This is a genomic window from Bacillus cereus group sp. BfR-BA-01330, assembly GCF_022663885.1.
GTDB lineage: Bacteria > Bacillota > Bacilli > Bacillales > Bacillaceae_G > Bacillus_A > Bacillus_A cereus.
The window spans coordinates 69,631-85,522 of record NZ_JAKUGK010000012.1 but is presented as its reverse complement, the minus strand read 5'-3'; the positions used below and the strand labels follow the sequence as shown (position 1 = coordinate 85,522).

The window sequence follows — 15,892 nt, the reverse complement described above, 5'->3', positions numbered from 1 at the left end:
AGCGTTCATCCTGAGCCAGGATCAAACTCTCCAATAAAGTTAGTTTGTCTAGCATCTAAAATAAAAATTGACGTTTCACGTTGTTTGTTTCGTTCAGTTTTCAAAGAACTAAAAGCGGGTGAAGAGAATCGAACTCTCGACCAGAGCTTGGAAGGCTCTTGTTTTACCACTAAACTACACCCGCGTGGTCGGGAAGACAGGATTTGAACCTGCGACCCCCTGGTCCCAAACCAGGTGCTCTACCAAGCTGAGCCACTTCCCGTAATTGGCGCGCCCGAGAGGAGTCGAACCCCTAACCTCTTGATCCGTAGTCAAACGCTCTATCCAATTGAGCTACGGGCGCTTATTCATGATGTTTTTTCGTCGTTGTAATTTGGCGACTCAATTATCTTATCATACTACATTTTCAAATGCAAGCACTTTTTTAAGATTTTTTTGATGCGGCCGAGAGGACTTGAACCTCCACGGGGTTTCCCCCACTAGGCCCTCAACCTAGCGCGTCTGCCGTTCCGCCACGACCGCGCGAAAAAAAAAACAAAAGTGAGCCATGAAGGACTCGAACCTTCGACCCTCTGATTAAAAGTCAGATGCTCTACCAACTGAGCTAATGGCTCGTAAATGGCTGGGCTAGCTGGATTCGAACCAGCGCATGACGGAGTCAAAGTCCGTTGCCTTACCGCTTGGCTATAGCCCATCGAAATAATTATCTTCTTTCCAAAGACAAATGTTATTGTAACATAATGTCCAATAAAAAACAACTGCTGTATAGCAGAAGTTAAAATGGCGGTCCCGACCGGGGTCGAACCGGCGATCTCCTGCGTGACAGGCAGGCATGTTAACCACTACACCACGGGACCATTTGGTTGCGGGGACAGGATTTGAACCTGCGACCTTCGGGTTATGAGCCCGACGAGCTACCGTGCTGCTCCACCCCGCGACAATACTATTCATATAAAATTATATGGTGGAGGATGACGGGATCGAACCGCCGACCCCCTGCTTGTAAGGCAGGTGCTCTCCCAGCTGAGCTAATCCTCCGAAGTGGTGACCCGTACGGGATTCGAACCCGTGTTACCGCCGTGAAAGGGCGGTGTCTTAACCACTTGACCAACGGGCCAATATGTATGGCAGAGAAGAAGGGATTCGAACCCTCGCACCGCGTTAGCGATCTACTCCCTTAGCAGGGGAGCCCCTTGAGCCACTTGGGTACTTCTCTGTATGGCTCCGCAGGTAGGACTCGAACCTACGACCGATCGGTTAACAGCCGATAGCTCTACCACTGAGCTACTGCGGAATAATGAAGACAATTTGTATCTTATAAAAATTCTCTCTGTAAGTCAAGAAGTTTTTAACAACATCTTGTTCAAACGTGACATGTTTATAATATACTGGATTGCGTTTTTACTGTCAAGATGTTTTCGATATCGGTTTGAGTTTCCCTTTACACTTTCCACAGACATATCTTTTTATATTTATTTGACGCCTTCTTACATATTGAAGTGAACACTCCATACATTCATACTTATAAATCTTTTTTTCCTTCTCTTCATTAATCATTCGTTTACAAAAACGTGGTGCATCAACTTTCTTTAACAACTCACGAAAATCCCTGTCCCTGTGCTTATACCCTCTTCCTGCAATATGTAAGTGATAATGACAAAGCTCATGTTTAATAATCCCGACTAACTCTTCTTCACCATACAATTCGTAATATCGATAATTCAGTTCGATATTATGACTCTTCAATAAATAACGCCCACCAGTTGTACGTAATCTATTATTAAACACCGCTTTATGTAAGAACGGTATCTCAAAGTATTGTAGTGACACTTCTTCCACTAGTCGCTGAATTTCTTGCTCATCCACTCTCATTCCTCCTAAACAAAAAAATATTTTTACACTTTTCTCCCTTCTTATACATATATTAAATAGTACATATACCCATCCTCATGTAAGAAGCGTGGTTTCTAAAAACAAAACATGAATAGAAATCCACTCACCAACCTCTCATCAATAGCATTTTAGATTTTTGAGAGCAGGATTAAACAAGGAGGGATTCCTATGCCTACGTGGCTAAAAAAACAAATGCAACGTGCATATTTCGAAAAAAACCGGTATCAAATTAAGTTATTAAATGAATGCTGGTTTTATTATAGCAAAATACATCAAAGCTCATAATCCATTACACTTTTTATTTCATAAAAAAAGAGCAGTTTCATCTGCTCTCTTCTCTTACTATTCAATCGGCAACATAGATAGTGCAACGCGTCCTTTTTTTGTATCAATATCATCTACCCATACTTTTACAATTTGCCCTACTGATACAACATCTAACGGATGCTTTACAAACTGTTTGCTAAGTTTAGAAATATGTACTAAACCATCTTGCTTTACACCAACATCAACAAAAGCACCAAAATCAACAACGTTACGAACTGTTCCTTCTAGTTCCATACCACGTTTTAAATCTTCTAATTTCAAAATCCCTTTTTTCAAAAGTGGTTTAGGCAACTCATCCCTCATATCTCGTTCAGGACTAATAAGCGCATCTATAATATCAACTAACGTCGGCTCCCCAACTCCTGTTTCTTGAGATAACTTAGAAATCTCTACTTCTTCCAATCTCTTTTGTAATTGCGGTTGTCCTACGTCATCTATCGATAACCCTAGACTCTTCAATAACAATTCAACATTTTTATATTGCTCTGGATGAATACCTGTTCGATCTAATGGATTCGCTCCTTCTAGTATACGTAAGAAACCTATACATTGTTCATAAGTCTTTGCACCTAAACGTGGGATTTTCTTTAATTCCGTGCGCTTCGTGAATTTCCCATCTTCTTCTCTCTTTGCTACAATATTTTTCGCAACAGTTTTCGATAAACCTGAAACATATTGTAACAATGCAACCGAAGCCGTATTTACATTAACCCCAACTTGGTTAACAGCTGTTTCTACTACAAATGTTAATGACTCATTCAGTCTCTTTTGAGATACATCATGTTGGTATTGTCCAACCCCAACTGATTTAGGATCAATTTTCACAAGTTCAGCAAGTGGATCTTGCAGACGTCTCCCAATAGAAACGGCACTTCTCTCTTCAACTTGTAAATTTGGGAATTCCTCACGGGCTAAATCAGAAGCTGAATATACACTAGCACCCGCTTCATTTACAATAATATAAAAGACATCTCGGTTCACACTTTGTAATACATCTACTATAAACTCTTCTGTTTCTCTAGATGCTGTCCCATTACCAATTGCAATCATTTCAACTTGATATTTATCTATAATAGAAAGAACTTTCGTTTTTGCATCATCATATTTACGAACAGGTGGATGCGGATAAATAACATCGATATGTAGTACTTTCCCCGTATCATCTACTACAGACAATTTACAACCAGTTCTATATGCCGGATCTACCGCTAGCACGACTTTCCCTTTCATCGGAGGTTGTAATAATAAGTTACGTAAGTTCTCAGAGAAAATATGTATTGCTTGTTCTTCAGCTGTTTCTGTTAATTCTTTACGAATCTCTCTTTCGATTGAAGATTGAATTAATCGTTTATAACCATCTTCAATCGCTAATTGTACATAATGTGCACTTTTCGAATCGTTATCACGAATTACCTTCTTATTTAAGAAGGTTACTATCTCATCTACTGGCGGAACAACAGCAACTCTCAATATATCTTCTTTCTCGCCACGATTCATTGCTAATACACGATGTGGTACTACTTTTTGCAATGGTTCTTCATAACTGTAATACATTTCATATATATTCTTTTCATCTTTTTCTTCATCTTTCACGGAAGAAGACATAACACCTTTTCTAAAAGTAACATTTCGAATCCAACTACGATACGCAGCTTCATCTGAAACCATTTCTGCAATAATGTCTTGTGCACCTTGTAAAGCTTCTTCTGCAGATTGCACTTCTTTCTCTACATTAATAAATTCCACTGCCTTTTTAGCCGGATCTTCTTTCTTATATAACAATAACCATTCAGCTAATGGTTCTAATCCTTTTTCTTTAGCAACTGTCGCTTTCGTTCTTCTTTTCTCTTTATATGGACGATATAGATCTTCTACTTCTTGCAACTTTGTAGCTTTAACAATTTGCTGTCGTAGCTCTTCTGTCAGTTTCCCCTTCTCATCAATAAGACGAAGAACTTCTTCCTTCCTATCTTCAAGTTGCATCATATATTGCCATCTCTCTAAAATCGTACGAATTTGCACCTCATCTAAAGAGCCTGTCCATTCTTTTCGGTAACGAGCAATAAATGGAACTGTGTTACCTTCTTCTGTTAATTGAATAACATGACGAACTTGCTTTTCGGTAAAGCCTAATTCTTTCACTAACATTTTCATTAACGCTTGTCGATTATCTACCATTTCCATATACAACCGTAACCTCCTCTATAATAAAAAAAGTTGCCCTTCAAAGAGAGCAACTTAAACTGCCGATTTAAAAATCTATTAGTCCTAAACTAATTTGTAGCGCTTCATCTACACGAATCATCATCACTTCATCTAAGTGAGTGATTTTGTCCGTTAAGCGCTGCTTATCGATTGTTCGAATCTGCTCAAGTAAAATAACAGAATCTCTCTCAAAACCGTACTTTTTCGCATCAATTTCCACATGAGTGGGTAATTTCGCTTTTTGAATCTGTGCAGTAATAGCCGCTACAATCACCGTTGGACTAAAACGATTTCCGATGTCATTTTGAATGACAAGAACCGGACGAACGCCTCCTTGCTCAGAACCAACAACTGGGGAAAGGTCTGCAAAATACACGTCGCCGCGTTTTACAATCAAAATATTACCCCCCGCTAACTAAGCGTTCTACTGTATGAGCTGCTTCATACTCTGCTAAGAAAGCTTCAGATGCAATACCAAGATTAATTTTTCCCATTTCAATGTACCCACGTCGCATTGATTCATGTTGGTAGCGTTTCTTCGTCTTATGTTGACGCAATAACAATTGTGTTGCCTGGCAAATTAGTTCATGGCGATTCTTATTCTCTTGTTTTCCAATTCCGTCCAATTCCGTTACCATTTGCTTTGGCAACCGAACCACGATTTCAGTAGTTACACTTGATTCGGACACAAAAATACACCTCCACCGTCAACTACACACCCAAATATATATATGACACCTATTGTAATAATACCATTGTATGGAGCCTGTTGCAAAGACTTCCTTATTCCTTGCTTATGTTTTCCAATTCACAAACAAAACATTCATCTTCTTAAATTTTTTATCTCATAACTAACTAAAAACAATAGAACTCCTCTTCAAAACTTACGTGCAACTTATATAAAAAATGATTATAAGTAAAAAGCTTCTCATCAAAAAGAGCTTATTATCCAGCAATGAACAGTCACTCCAATGACAAGAAGCAATCATACTACCTTCTATATATTGTTCAAGTAATTAATTATCTCTACAACCTTACCATTCCGTATAAATATTCTTGGCACACGGAAACTGATCGTTGCAATAATTTCATAATTAATAGTCCCTGAGTATTCCGCAACCTCTGTAGCGCTAATATACTCATCTCCTTGCCTTCCAATAAGCGTAACTTTCGTACCAAGTGGCACTTCACAAGGAAGATGAATCATGAACTGATCCATTGTTACTCGCCCTACAATCGGTACCCTTTTACCATTTATAAGCACTTCAAATCCTTGTAACCTCCTAAGCCACCCATCTGCATAGCCAATCGCTACAGTCGCAATCCATTCTTCAGTTTTCGTTCGGTAGGTGACGTTATAACTAATTCCATCCCCTTTAATTACCTGTTTAATATGAGCGACTTTCGTATGAAGTGATAGCGCCGGTTCTAATTCAAATGGTAAAAAAGGACGTATTTCTACAGAAGGAGATAATCCATACATTGCAATCCCAATTCGCACTGCATTAAATGTAATCCCTTGAAAACGTAACGTCGCAGCACTATTAGCTGTATGAACAAACTTAGGATCCACTCCGAATTCTTTCAACCAACTTAACTGCTCTAAGAACGTGTTATATTGCTTATCAAAATACGAAGTCTCAACCTCATCTGCCGTTGCAAAATGCGTGTATACTCCTTCTAACTCTAAAAACGGTGCACCCTCTAAACTCTTTAAAAATTCTTTTAGCTCTTTTCTTTCACGTATTCCAATTCTCCCCATACCACTATCAAAGTTAATATGGAATTTCATTACAGATGAACCATCCCAAAGTTTAATTGCTTCGTCCACCCATTCTTTTTGAAAAACAGTTAGCGCTACATCATTTTCAGCAGCTACATTTACATCACGCGGCGGCGAGGGACCTAACACTAAAATCGGCTCAGTAATACCAGCCCTCCGAAGCACTAAAGCTTCATCTAAAAAAGCAACAGCTAACCTTGTTGCACCTGCTTCTAATGCCGTTTTAGCCACCGGTACATAATCGTGCCCATATGCGTTTGCTTTAACTACAGCAAAAATCTCTACATTACTTGGGATGAACTCTTTAATATGTGTAACGTTGTTATAAATGGCATCTAAATCCACTTCCACCCAAGTGTCACGGTAAAATGGTGCTTCTTCCATAAATACACTTCCTTATACACGATATGCGAAGCTTATTCTTTTATATGCTTTTTTTATGAAATCCACCTTCAAACTAAGAAAAGACGTGGTGCACATATATCACCACGTCTAAGAAGTTTACTTCACCTGCTTCGCTGTAACTGAACGAGCAACCATTAACAGCTCCTTCGGCTCTAAACCTTTAGACACGAGCATATATTCTACTCCGTTATGCGACCACGTTACAGAGTCTTTCGTTAATGCACCAATCGTAAACCCAAGATCAACTGGTTCTCCACTTACACTTACCGCTGATGATGCCTCTGCAACTTTTGCCTTTTCTTGTATTAAAGTAAAGGATTTCTTATTTCCAGTGTATGTGAGTATCGCACGCTTGCCACTGTCTGTCTTCAACTCTTTTTCATCTTGCAGAGTCATACCTTGTGGTGTATCAAGTGGATACAAAATAGCAAACGGTTTGTCTTCTTTCGCTGTTGTTTGAACATCTACCTGCGCTCTAGACATATTTTGTTTCGTATCAAATGCACCTTTATCAAATTTCGCATCGAATTTCACTTTAGAGAAATCTACTTTCACAAGAACATTTTGATCATTATCCATTAACTTCACTGAAACTGGAGTCAAGTCGCTCTTATTCAATGTAATCTCTTGTCTCGGCAACATATTTTGATGTTGATAGTTTGTTTTTGTTTTAAAAATATAATACTTATCTGTTTTCTCAAAAGTAAGGTTTTTCTTGTCCTGCAAAATATCTCTTACAAGTGATTCATATAAATAAGCCTGGCTACTATTTTGCGGCCAATCACTTTGAAAACGGAAGCTCTTATTAAGTGCTGGCGTTAATACAAATACACCTTCTTCATTTCTCAAAATAATTTGGCTCTGATCTTTTTTTGCATTTTTTAAATTCACACGATAAAAAGACGGTTCCTTATGCCAAATCTCTACGTTATACTCTTGAGGCTCATTGCCTGTTTTAATAGATAATTTTGCCTCAGCTTGATAACTTTTCATCCCTTTTACTTTTGATTCTAAATCTCTCACGACATCATCTTGCTTCTTTTCCATACAACCCGCCAACACAAAAACGGTCAACAAACCGACAAGAACTAAAAACAGACGCCTTTTCATCAATTCAGCCCCTTTGCCCCTATAAATGAATGGAAGATGTACCTTCCTTATCGCTACCTCAAATATATGAGACAAAGATATAAAATATGCAGACTAGCGTGACAAGCTTTCTAAAACAACTTGAGCAACAGCAAATTCCTTACTATGACTAATTGATAAATGAACAATATACTCTGTACTTGTAATCAGAATTGGCTTACCTCTTTCATCATTTTTCACTTCAATATCTAAAAAACTCACTTCTTTTCCGATACCAGTACCTACAGCTTTTGAATACGCCTCTTTCGCTGCAAACCTTCCAGCTACAAACTCTGTAAGGCGACTTCCTTTCAGCTCCATAGCAACATTACGTTCATTTTCCGTTAAAATACGTTCCATAAATTTAAGCTTTCCATCTAGCATTTTTTCAATACGATTTAATTCAATAATATCGATACCAATCCCTATAATCATTTCAAAATCCCCTTCTTCTATTTAACTTTCTTCTTTCATATTGATAAGAATAACAGAGAATCTTTCTGATGCAAAAGGGGTGATAGTAACCGTATGCTAATAAGATCCACTCATATTTCTTTACAACCGACTATTCTTACCTTACTGCTTATTCATTTAGTCATGATGATATTAGGCGACTTTTTTCTCTTACCACTGGCAGCCTCTAATGAATATATCGCGAAAGGAGAATGGTGGCGTGTCATAACTTCTCTTCTCGTACACGTAGACTTACAACATTTTCTTTCTAATAGTATTTTTTTGTTTGCTCTTGGTTCTTCTATCGAAAAGCAACTCGGACACTTTTCTTTTTTTATTCTATTTTTTCTCTCTGGAATTTCTGGAAATATTTCTTCTTATATTATTATGCCGCTTGAATATATTCACGCAGGTGCATCAGGTGGTATTTTCGGACTATTAGGTGCACAGTTATTTTTATTGTACAATCGATACCGCTCTTCAAAACCAAAAGAAATTGCCATTTTCTCAATTATGATACTTCTATTACTGCTATTTACTTTCTTTAACCCTTCTGCCAATCCGATCAGTCATTTAACAGGTTTAATAACCGGTGGCATTTTAACCCCTTTTTTAACAAAAAAAAACGATGGTGCAAAGCTTATTTAATATAAAAGCTTGCACCATCGATAATTTCTACATCTACTTGTTCACTTAAATCTCTCATTAATTGAAATAAAGACTCATCCTTCATCTTCGCCTCAATCATACAATCAATTTGCGGAACACTTCCCTTTATCCTTCTTAAAAAAGATAAAAATGCGTCTACATTAATATAATCTGCATGAGCTCTTGGATCTTTTCCCTCTCTAGGGCTAGAGATATGCATTTTAATCGGCAACAAAGACGTTTCCCACGTATGAACAACACGTGCCCAATCTTCATACCAATCTTCTTGCTCATTATTCATCATATGGTGATGCAAGTCAAATACGACGGGAATATCTAATTTTTCTCCTAAATATAATGTTTCCTCTAACGTAAAGGTTGTATCATCATTTTCTAATATAATCATTTCTTGAATACCCCTTGGGACATTCGACCAATTCTCTATAAAGCGCTCTAATGCAAGTTCTTTATCTTTATATCCTCCTCCAACATGCAGTACACATCGTTGCTTATGTTCAATCCCCATGCCTTTTAATAATTTTTTGTGCATCTGCAATGTTTTTACAGATTGTTTAAAAACACTCTCTTCAGGTGAATTTAGTACAACAAAATGATCTGGATGGAAATCAATTCTCATATTCATATGAACTGCATATTCACCTAGTTTTTTTAAATTTTCTTTTAACGGACGAATATAGTTCCACTCTAGCAATTCCTCATGATTCGCTAAAGGAATGAGCTTTGAACTGAGCCGAAAGAAAGATATGTCATGCCCTTTATTATGCTTTAATAAACGTAAACAATTTTCTAAATTGGAATTAGCAATTCTTTCAAGCTTACGAATTGCAGCATCACGATCATCTAATTTCTGAAACTGTGCATACGTCATCGTTTGAGATGGAGATGCATTCTTCAAATGCACACTCATCGCAACGTAACCAAGCCTTACAAGCATATAACAGCCCCTTTTCTATCATAACTATTATGTAGTATGCACAATTATAGAAATAAAAAAAGAGAATGCCCGCAAAGGGCATTCTCTTTTTTTTATTAAGCTTGTGGACGGCTATGATGTTTTCTTTCGCCGCGTCCATTTGAAGAACCAGGGCGACCTTGACCTTCACCTCTACGACCACGACTACCACCATCACGATTACGATCGCGGTTACCATCACGATTGCGATCACGGTTTCCGTCACGATTACGTCCATCACGGTTACGGTCACGATTACGTCCATCGCCACCGCCGCGTCCATCACGACTACGATTACGGTTACCATCACGGTATCCGCCTCCGTTACCGCCGCGTTTTTTAGAACCGCCGCCTCTTGAAACAACAGGTGGTTCTGATGTTAAAGCGATCGGAGTTGTATCCGGCTCTTTAGTCATCATTTTTAAAGCAGCAGCTACTACTGTTACAGAGTCATTTTCTTCTAACATTTCTTCTGCAATACGCTTGTAGTATGCTAAGTTTTCATTTTCAATTGTGCTTTGAAGCTTTTCAGCGATTAAACGTTGTTGACCTTCTAATGCCTCGTCAAGTGTCGGTGCATCCATACGGTCCATTTTACGTTTTGTTGTACGCTCGATATTTTTTAATTGTCCTGATTCACGTGGTGTTACAAATAGCATTGCAATACCTTTTTTACCTGCACGACCAGTACGACCGATACGGTGAACGTATGATTCTGGATCTTGTGGAATATCGAAGTTATATACGTGCGTTACGCCTGAAATATCAAGACCACGCGCAGCAACGTCTGTTGCAACAAGAACTTCAATAGAACCTTCTTTAAATTTACGTAATACAGACATACGTTTCGCCTGAGTTAAATCACCGTGAATACCTTCTGCAGCATAACCACGTAAGTTTAATGCTTCTGATAATTCATCAACACGACGCTTTGTACGACCAAATACGATTGCAAGCTCTGGAGATTGAATATCTAATAAGCGTGTTAACACGTCAAACTTTTTCTTTTCTTGCACTTCTAAATAGAACTGCTGAATGTTTGGCATTGTTACTTCTTTTGCTTTTACTTTAATGTGTTGAGGCTCAGTCATGAAACGCTCAGCAATACGGCGGATTGGATCCGGCATTGTCGCTGAGAATAGTAATGTTTGATGTGTTTCTGGCACATCTGTTAAAATTGCTTCAATGTCTTCAATGAAGCCCATGTTTAACATTTCATCCGCTTCGTCAAGAACAACTGTCTCTACGTTTTGCAGACGAAGTGTTTTACGGTTAATATGATCTAAAATACGACCCGGCGTACCAACAATAATGTGTGGGTGTTTTTTTAGAGCACGAATTTGGCGGTTAATATCTTGACCACCATAAATCGGTAAAATACGAACGCGTTTATGCTTACCAATTTTGTATAATTCTTCTCCAACTTGAATTGCTAATTCACGCGTTGGCGCGATAACAATACCTTGAACCGATTCTTTATGTGTATCCACTTTATCTAATAGTGGTAATCCGAATGCTGCTGTTTTCCCTGTACCTGTTTGCGCTTGCCCAATAATATCTTTACCTTGCAATGCATGTGGAATTGTTTCAGCTTGAATTGGTGTAGCCTCTTCAAAGCCCATACTTTCAACAGATTGCAGTAAAGAATCACTTAATCCTAATTCTCGAAATGTTGTCAATGTTACTTCTCCTTTTCTATCCTATACTTATCATTTAAAAAAAGGCGTTTTCCGAATTTGCGGAAAAGCCCTTTTCCTGAATGCTCACGTATATAAACGGGCGTATATTCTTCACGAAAATACTTCTAAACGTTATTACACTTTATCAATTATAAGTTTTGTATGTGTAAAAAGCAAACCCAACTGTTACCTTATTTTCATATTCAGAGTTTTTTTCTTCACTTTTATTTTTTTATATTTACTGTAAGCGCTTATTATAAGTTTCTTCTATTTTCGTAACTATCATCCCTATTTATATACACCAATTATTTCAACATCGTAATTACTTCTTCTAATTTCATACCGCGAGATGCTTTTATTAATACAACATCTTTCACATCGACTACTGCTTGTAAATCTTTTACTAACTCTTCTTTATTATCATACGCCTTTACACGTTCATTAGGGAAATTAATTTTTGCTCCTTCAGCAATTTGAGCCCCTAATCTACCGTATGTGAATACATGTGAGATTTTTGCTGGATCGATTAATTTTCCTACCTCATAATGGAACTGTACTTCTTGATCTCCAAGTTCTAACATATCACCGAGCACAACGATTTTTTTAGCAAAACCATCTAAACCATTCATTAAATGGAATGCTGCTTCCATAGCCGTCGGGCTTGCATTATAAGCATCGTTGATAATTGTTAAACCACTATTTGTTTTCACAATTTCCATACGCATGCCCGTCATTTGAAGTGTTACTAAACCTTCTTTCATCTCTTCCCACGTTACACCAAAATGTTTCGCAATTGCCATTGAAGCAAGTGTATTATACACATTATGTTTTCCTAACACCGGTAAGTAGAATGAAATATTTTCATCTCTATTCATTTTGAAATGTGTCCCAGTTGCTTGTAATGTTACAGTCGTTGGATAATAATCGTTTGCTCTTGCATCACCAAACGTAACCGTTTCTGCTGCTAAATTCATTCCAGGAACACGATTCGTTAATAAAGGCTCATCTCCGTTATATACGAACACGCCACCTTCTTGTAATCCTGTAACAATTTCTAATTTCGCTTCAGCAATTGCCTCACGAGATCCTAAATCCATTAAATGTGCCTCACCAATATTTGTAATGATAGCTGCATTAGGACGAGCTAACTTAGATAAGAATTCAATTTCGCCTCGGCTTGACATACCCATCTCTAATACTGCTACTTCTGTATTTTCTTCTAAGTTTAAAATGGTAAGAGGTAATCCGATATGGTTATTGAAGTTCCCTTCTGTTTTTTGCACTTTGAATTTAGTCGCAAGAAGACTTGTTACAATATCTTTCGTAGATGTTTTACCGTTACTACCCGTTACACCTACAACTTTAACATCCAATTGATCGCGATAGTTTTTCGCTAACATTTGCAATGCCGATAGCGTGTCTTCTACAAAAATAACCGGAAGATTCTCAGGTGGATTCGCTACATCTTTCATCCATAATGTAGCCACCGCTCCATTTTCAACAGCTTTATCTACAAAAGCATGTCCATCGAAGCGCTCCCCTTGAATCGGAACATACAAGTTTCCTTTTTCAATTTTTCTCGTATCAATAGACACGCCTTGAATAGTAATTCCCTCATATTGCTCTGCTAATTCAGTACCATTTACCATCTGTTCCACTTGCTTTAACATTCGCTTTATCATATATAAACGCTCCTTACATAGAGGAAGCACTATTCCTATGAATAGTGCTTCCTCCTTTTTTGTTAGATTGTATATTTAATTTTTTGTTTTTCTTCGTGACGTTCAATCGCTAAACGAATTAGCTCTTCGATTAATTCTGGATACGGTAACCCAGTATGTTGCCATAATAGAGGGAACATACTGAACGGTGTAAATCCTGGCATTGTGTTTACTTCGTTAATATACACTTCTCCATCTTTCGTTAAGAAGAAATCAGCTCGCGTTAAACCTGCACCGTCTAATGATTGGAATGCAATAATCGCATCACGCTTAATTACATTAGATTCTTCTTCTGTCATTTCAGCTGGAATAATTAGCGCCGTATCACCATCGATATATTTCGACTTATAATCATAGAAGTCCTTTTTCGGAACGATTTCACCTACAACTGAACATTTCGGCTCATCATTACCTAGTACCCCAACTTCTACTTCACGACCTACAATATTTTCTTCTACAATAATTTTGCGATCAAATTGGAATGCCTCTACAAATGCATCCTCAAGTTCTTCACGATTTTTACACTTATTAATACCAACACTTGAACCAAGGTTCGCTGGTTTTACGAAGCAAGGATATCCTAACTTATCTTCTACTTTAGAATAAGCTTCCTCACGATTTTTTTCCCATGCACTACGAATGAAGGATGCATATTTTGCTTGTTTTAAACCAGCCTCTGCAAAGATGTTTTTCATAACAACTTTATCCATACCAGCAGATGATGCTAGAACACCATTTCCTACATAAGGGATATTCATTAATTCTAATAGTCCTTGAACCGTTCCATCTTCACCGTTTGGTCCATGTAGTAATGGGAAAATAACGTCAATAGCGTTCTCCTCAGAAGCTGCAGATGGGATAATTTCTGTACTTAATGATAACGGAGAAATCGCATTTTCTGCACCGCTCATTTTTAAAGCTTCAACATCTGTTACTTCGCCTTCAATACGCTCACCGCGTACCCATTGACCTTGTTCTGTAATATAAATTGGATGAATCTCGAATTTATCTTGATTTAACGCTTTAATAGCAGCAAGAGCCGTCTGTAGCGAAACTTGATGCTCAGCTGATTTTCCACCATATAATAAACCTAATTTAATTTTCGTCAATGAAATCACCCTAACCAATTGTTTTCATTTTTCTATTTTAGCACTTTTTATAAAAATAGGTAGTTCCTATTTGAAATAAAATGTAACTTCCATAAATAATTAAATAACATCACTTATTGGTTTTTCATTTCATTTTCTATATAGCAACACAAAATAAAATGGCAATCTAATCTAGTTATGTACCTAAAATATGTAGAAATCCCCTTTTTTGTGTATGTCATCTATTCACTAAGAAGATTGTTTGGTTAGTGTGTCTTTTTGCCTTTGCTCAACAAGGCGATCTAAAGAAACATATACAATACCTGCAACTACACATCCTACAGCTAAAATTGTAAATAGAAAGTGACCAAGTAATCGATCTAATAAAAAACCGCCCAAAAGTGGACCAAATGCGCTTCCTGTAATCCACTGCAAACTTGCAGCTCCCATATAAGTCCCTCTCAAATGCTCAGGGGCCAAATTTGCTACAAATGTCATCTGTACAGGCGACATAATCATTTCACCTAACGTATATAAAGCATAAACGAACAGTAGTGTTATTAAAATAATTGTAGCATTTGTATTAAATTCTCCAAACCACTTCGGTAACCACCCTATAAAAAATAATCCAATCCCGAATAAACATGCACCATATAACATCGTCTTCCCAACTGGTTTATCCGTAGCCCATTTTGAAATTTGAAACTGGAATAAAACAACTAATAGTCCGTTTAACGCCATTAAATATGGATATGGATTGTTCGTTCCAAAAATACGCTTCATTTCATTATCAAAATGTAGTGGCAACATGCCTTCCGTTTGAGAAAACCCCATCGAAATGATAATACCTGCTAATAAGTAAATCATTAATGCCTTATCTCGCATTACAATTTTCCAAACTGCCCCAGATTCCTTTTCTTTATGTTCTTCCTTATCTGTCCTCTTTGGCATCGTCTCTTGAATAAGAAGTAATACAAGTAACGCATAAAATAGCATTGTAGAAGAGGCAATAATAAACACAAGGTTCTTTGACAACACAACTACTGATGCTCCCATTATCGGACCAATCGCAGCACCTATATTGTGTCCCATTCGTAATAAACCATATGCCTCTGTTCTTTTTTCTGGTGCCGTTACATCCGCGACCATAGCTGATGCAGCTGGGTGAAATAAAGAATTACTCAACCCTAAAAAAATAGATAAAATTGCATATGGAATAAACCCTTCTATAAATAGAAAACCGAGCATTAATAATGCATTACTTGCCATAGAAAATATCATAATAGGCTTTCTTCCATATATGTCAGCAATTCTCCCTCCTATAAGTGATCCAAAACTTGCAGCAATTGGAGAAAGCGCCATAATAACCCCAACTTCCAACAACGAATCTACCTTATCTTTTAAATATAATGCAAAAAAAGGCATTAACATCATCATTGCAATTCCATTTAACGTCTCTCCAATAAATCGAATCCATACGTTACGGTCCATCTCCCTTAACTCACGCCACGTATTTTTCATCATTTCACCCCTTTAGTTAGCCAACAATTATCTTATAATAAGTTCAGAAAAATGTAAATTTTCAAATA

General features: G+C 37.4%; 14 protein-coding genes and 12 tRNA genes. 2 read left to right on the top strand and 24 right to left on the bottom strand.

The features are described 5' to 3' along the window. Positions 1–113: 113 nt before the first annotated feature. The 13 genes from MR112_RS26770 to MR112_RS26710 form a co-directional block, all read right to left on the bottom strand. Positions 114–184 (bottom strand) — tRNA-Gly (locus MR112_RS26770). Between the two features lies 1 nt (position 185). Next, positions 186–262 (bottom strand) — tRNA-Pro (locus tag MR112_RS26765). 4 nt (positions 263–266) lie between these two features. Further along, a tRNA-Arg gene (locus MR112_RS26760) sits at positions 267–343 on the bottom strand. A gap of 96 nt (positions 344–439) precedes the next feature. After that, a tRNA-Leu gene (locus MR112_RS26755) sits at positions 440–522 on the bottom strand. Positions 523–541: 19 nt separating this feature from the next. Beyond that, positions 542–614: transfer RNA gene (locus MR112_RS26750), tRNA-Lys, on the bottom strand. A gap of 5 nt (positions 615–619) precedes the next feature. Beyond that, a tRNA-Gln gene (locus MR112_RS26745) sits at positions 620–694 on the bottom strand. A gap of 87 nt (positions 695–781) precedes the next feature. Continuing rightward, positions 782–857 (bottom strand) — tRNA-Asp (locus tag MR112_RS26740). 3 nt (positions 858–860) lie between these two features. Next, positions 861–937, bottom strand: a tRNA-Met gene (locus tag MR112_RS26735). A 25-nt stretch (positions 938–962) separates the two neighbouring features. Continuing rightward, positions 963–1,038 (bottom strand) — tRNA-Val (locus MR112_RS26730). A gap of 4 nt (positions 1,039–1,042) precedes the next feature. Then, positions 1,043–1,117: transfer RNA gene (locus MR112_RS26725), tRNA-Glu, on the bottom strand. 8 nt (positions 1,118–1,125) lie between these two features. Then, positions 1,126–1,216, bottom strand: a tRNA-Ser gene (locus MR112_RS26720). A 3-nt stretch (positions 1,217–1,219) separates the two neighbouring features. After that, positions 1,220–1,294, bottom strand: a tRNA-Asn gene (locus MR112_RS26715). A 113-nt stretch (positions 1,295–1,407) separates the two neighbouring features. Further along, positions 1,408–1,866: a SprT family protein gene (locus tag MR112_RS26710; protein ID WP_071740807.1), complete on the bottom strand. Its 459-nt coding sequence runs from the start codon at positions 1,864–1,866 to the stop codon at positions 1,408–1,410. A gap of 195 nt (positions 1,867–2,061) precedes the next feature. Between MR112_RS26710 and cmpA the strand changes: the two genes are divergently transcribed. Beyond that, positions 2,062–2,178, top strand: coding sequence for a cortex morphogenetic protein CmpA (gene cmpA / locus MR112_RS26705; protein ID WP_001143642.1), 117 nt, complete (start codon positions 2,062–2,064; stop codon positions 2,176–2,178). A gap of 57 nt (positions 2,179–2,235) precedes the next feature. Here cmpA and MR112_RS26700 read toward each other — a convergent pair whose 3' ends face one another. The 6 genes from MR112_RS26700 to acpS all read right to left on the bottom strand — a co-directional run bounded on the left by MR112_RS26700 (position 2,236) and on the right by acpS (position 8,176). Further along, the gene (locus tag MR112_RS26700) at positions 2,236–4,404 is read right to left on the bottom strand and encodes a Tex family protein (protein ID WP_000426242.1); all 2,169 of its coding nucleotides are present in this window, start codon (positions 4,402–4,404) and stop codon (positions 2,236–2,238) included. Between the two features lie 67 nt (positions 4,405–4,471). Then, the gene (gene ndoA / locus MR112_RS26695; protein WP_000635963.1) at positions 4,472–4,822 is read right to left on the bottom strand and encodes a type II toxin-antitoxin system endoribonuclease NdoA; all 351 of its coding nucleotides are present in this window, start codon (positions 4,820–4,822) and stop codon (positions 4,472–4,474) included. A gap of 4 nt (positions 4,823–4,826) precedes the next feature. Next, a complete protein-coding gene (locus MR112_RS26690; RefSeq protein WP_000004570.1) occupies positions 4,827–5,114 on the bottom strand; it encodes an antitoxin EndoAI in 288 nt (95 codons plus the stop codon). Positions 5,115–5,422: 308 nt separating this feature from the next. Next, complete coding sequence (gene alr, locus MR112_RS26685) at positions 5,423–6,592, bottom strand: alanine racemase (RefSeq protein WP_000390615.1); 1,170 nt, start codon at positions 6,590–6,592, stop codon at positions 5,423–5,425. Between the two features lie 117 nt (positions 6,593–6,709). Further along, positions 6,710–7,660 carry a LolA family protein gene (locus MR112_RS26680; protein ID WP_002004297.1) on the bottom strand — a complete coding sequence of 317 codons (951 nt, stop codon included), beginning with the start codon at positions 7,658–7,660 and terminating at the stop codon, positions 6,710–6,712. 156 nt (positions 7,661–7,816) lie between these two features. After that, a complete protein-coding gene (gene acpS, locus MR112_RS26675; RefSeq protein ID WP_000583416.1) occupies positions 7,817–8,176 on the bottom strand; it encodes a holo-ACP synthase in 360 nt (119 codons plus the stop codon). A 93-nt stretch (positions 8,177–8,269) separates the two neighbouring features. Between acpS and MR112_RS26670 the strand changes: the two genes are divergently transcribed. Next, a complete protein-coding gene (locus tag MR112_RS26670; protein WP_000908523.1) occupies positions 8,270–8,842 on the top strand; it encodes a rhomboid family intramembrane serine protease in 573 nt (190 codons plus the stop codon). Here the strand turns inward: MR112_RS26670 and uvsE are convergent. The 5 genes from uvsE to MR112_RS26645 form a co-directional block, all read right to left on the bottom strand. After that, positions 8,835–9,797 carry a UV DNA damage repair endonuclease UvsE gene (uvsE, locus tag MR112_RS26665; protein ID WP_000961166.1) on the bottom strand — a complete coding sequence of 321 codons (963 nt, stop codon included), beginning with the start codon at positions 9,795–9,797 and terminating at the stop codon, positions 8,835–8,837. The two genes, MR112_RS26670 and uvsE, sit on opposite strands and share 8 nt — an antisense overlap. A 95-nt stretch (positions 9,798–9,892) precedes the next feature. Continuing rightward, positions 9,893–11,494, bottom strand: a complete 1,602-nt coding sequence (cshA, locus tag MR112_RS26660) for a degradosome RNA helicase CshA (RefSeq protein ID WP_000206592.1) — start codon at positions 11,492–11,494, stop codon at positions 9,893–9,895. A 305-nt stretch (positions 11,495–11,799) separates the two neighbouring features. Then, the gene (murF, locus tag MR112_RS26655) at positions 11,800–13,176 is read right to left on the bottom strand and encodes a UDP-N-acetylmuramoyl-tripeptide--D-alanyl-D-alanine ligase (protein WP_000595957.1); all 1,377 of its coding nucleotides are present in this window, start codon (positions 13,174–13,176) and stop codon (positions 11,800–11,802) included. Between the two features lie 62 nt (positions 13,177–13,238). Then, a complete protein-coding gene (locus tag MR112_RS26650; protein WP_000161427.1) occupies positions 13,239–14,324 on the bottom strand; it encodes a D-alanine--D-alanine ligase in 1,086 nt (361 codons plus the stop codon). A gap of 228 nt (positions 14,325–14,552) precedes the next feature. Then, entirely contained in the window at positions 14,553–15,824 is a 1,272-nt protein-coding gene (locus MR112_RS26645) for an MDR family MFS transporter (protein WP_000799721.1), read from the bottom strand. Between the last annotated feature and the right edge of the window lie 68 nt (positions 15,825–15,892).

Bases quoted from the DNA above. Each gene is read 5' to 3' on its own strand.
- MR112_RS26670 (WP_000908523.1), top strand. From the start codon at position 8,270: ATGCTAATAAGATCCACTCATATTTCTTTACAACCGACTATTCTTACC.
- MR112_RS26700 (WP_000426242.1), bottom strand. From the start codon at position 4,404: ATGGAAATGGTAGATAATCGACAAGCGTTAATGAAAATGTTAGTGAAA.
- alr (WP_000390615.1), bottom strand. From the start codon at position 6,592: ATGGAAGAAGCACCATTTTACCGTGACACTTGGGTGGAAGTGGATTTA.
- uvsE (WP_000961166.1), bottom strand. From the start codon at position 9,797: ATGCTTGTAAGGCTTGGTTACGTTGCGATGAGTGTGCATTTGAAGAAT.
- cmpA (WP_001143642.1), top strand. From the start codon at position 2,062: ATGCCTACGTGGCTAAAAAAACAAATGCAACGTGCATATTTCGAAAAA.
- MR112_RS26645 (WP_000799721.1), bottom strand. From the start codon at position 15,824: ATGAAAAATACGTGGCGTGAGTTAAGGGAGATGGACCGTAACGTATGG.
- MR112_RS26680 (WP_002004297.1), bottom strand. From the start codon at position 7,660: ATGGAAAAGAAGCAAGATGATGTCGTGAGAGATTTAGAATCAAAAGTA.
- murF (WP_000595957.1), bottom strand. From the start codon at position 13,176: ATGATAAAGCGAATGTTAAAGCAAGTGGAACAGATGGTAAATGGTACT.
- acpS (WP_000583416.1), bottom strand. From the start codon at position 8,176: ATGATTATAGGGATTGGTATCGATATTATTGAATTAAATCGTATTGAA.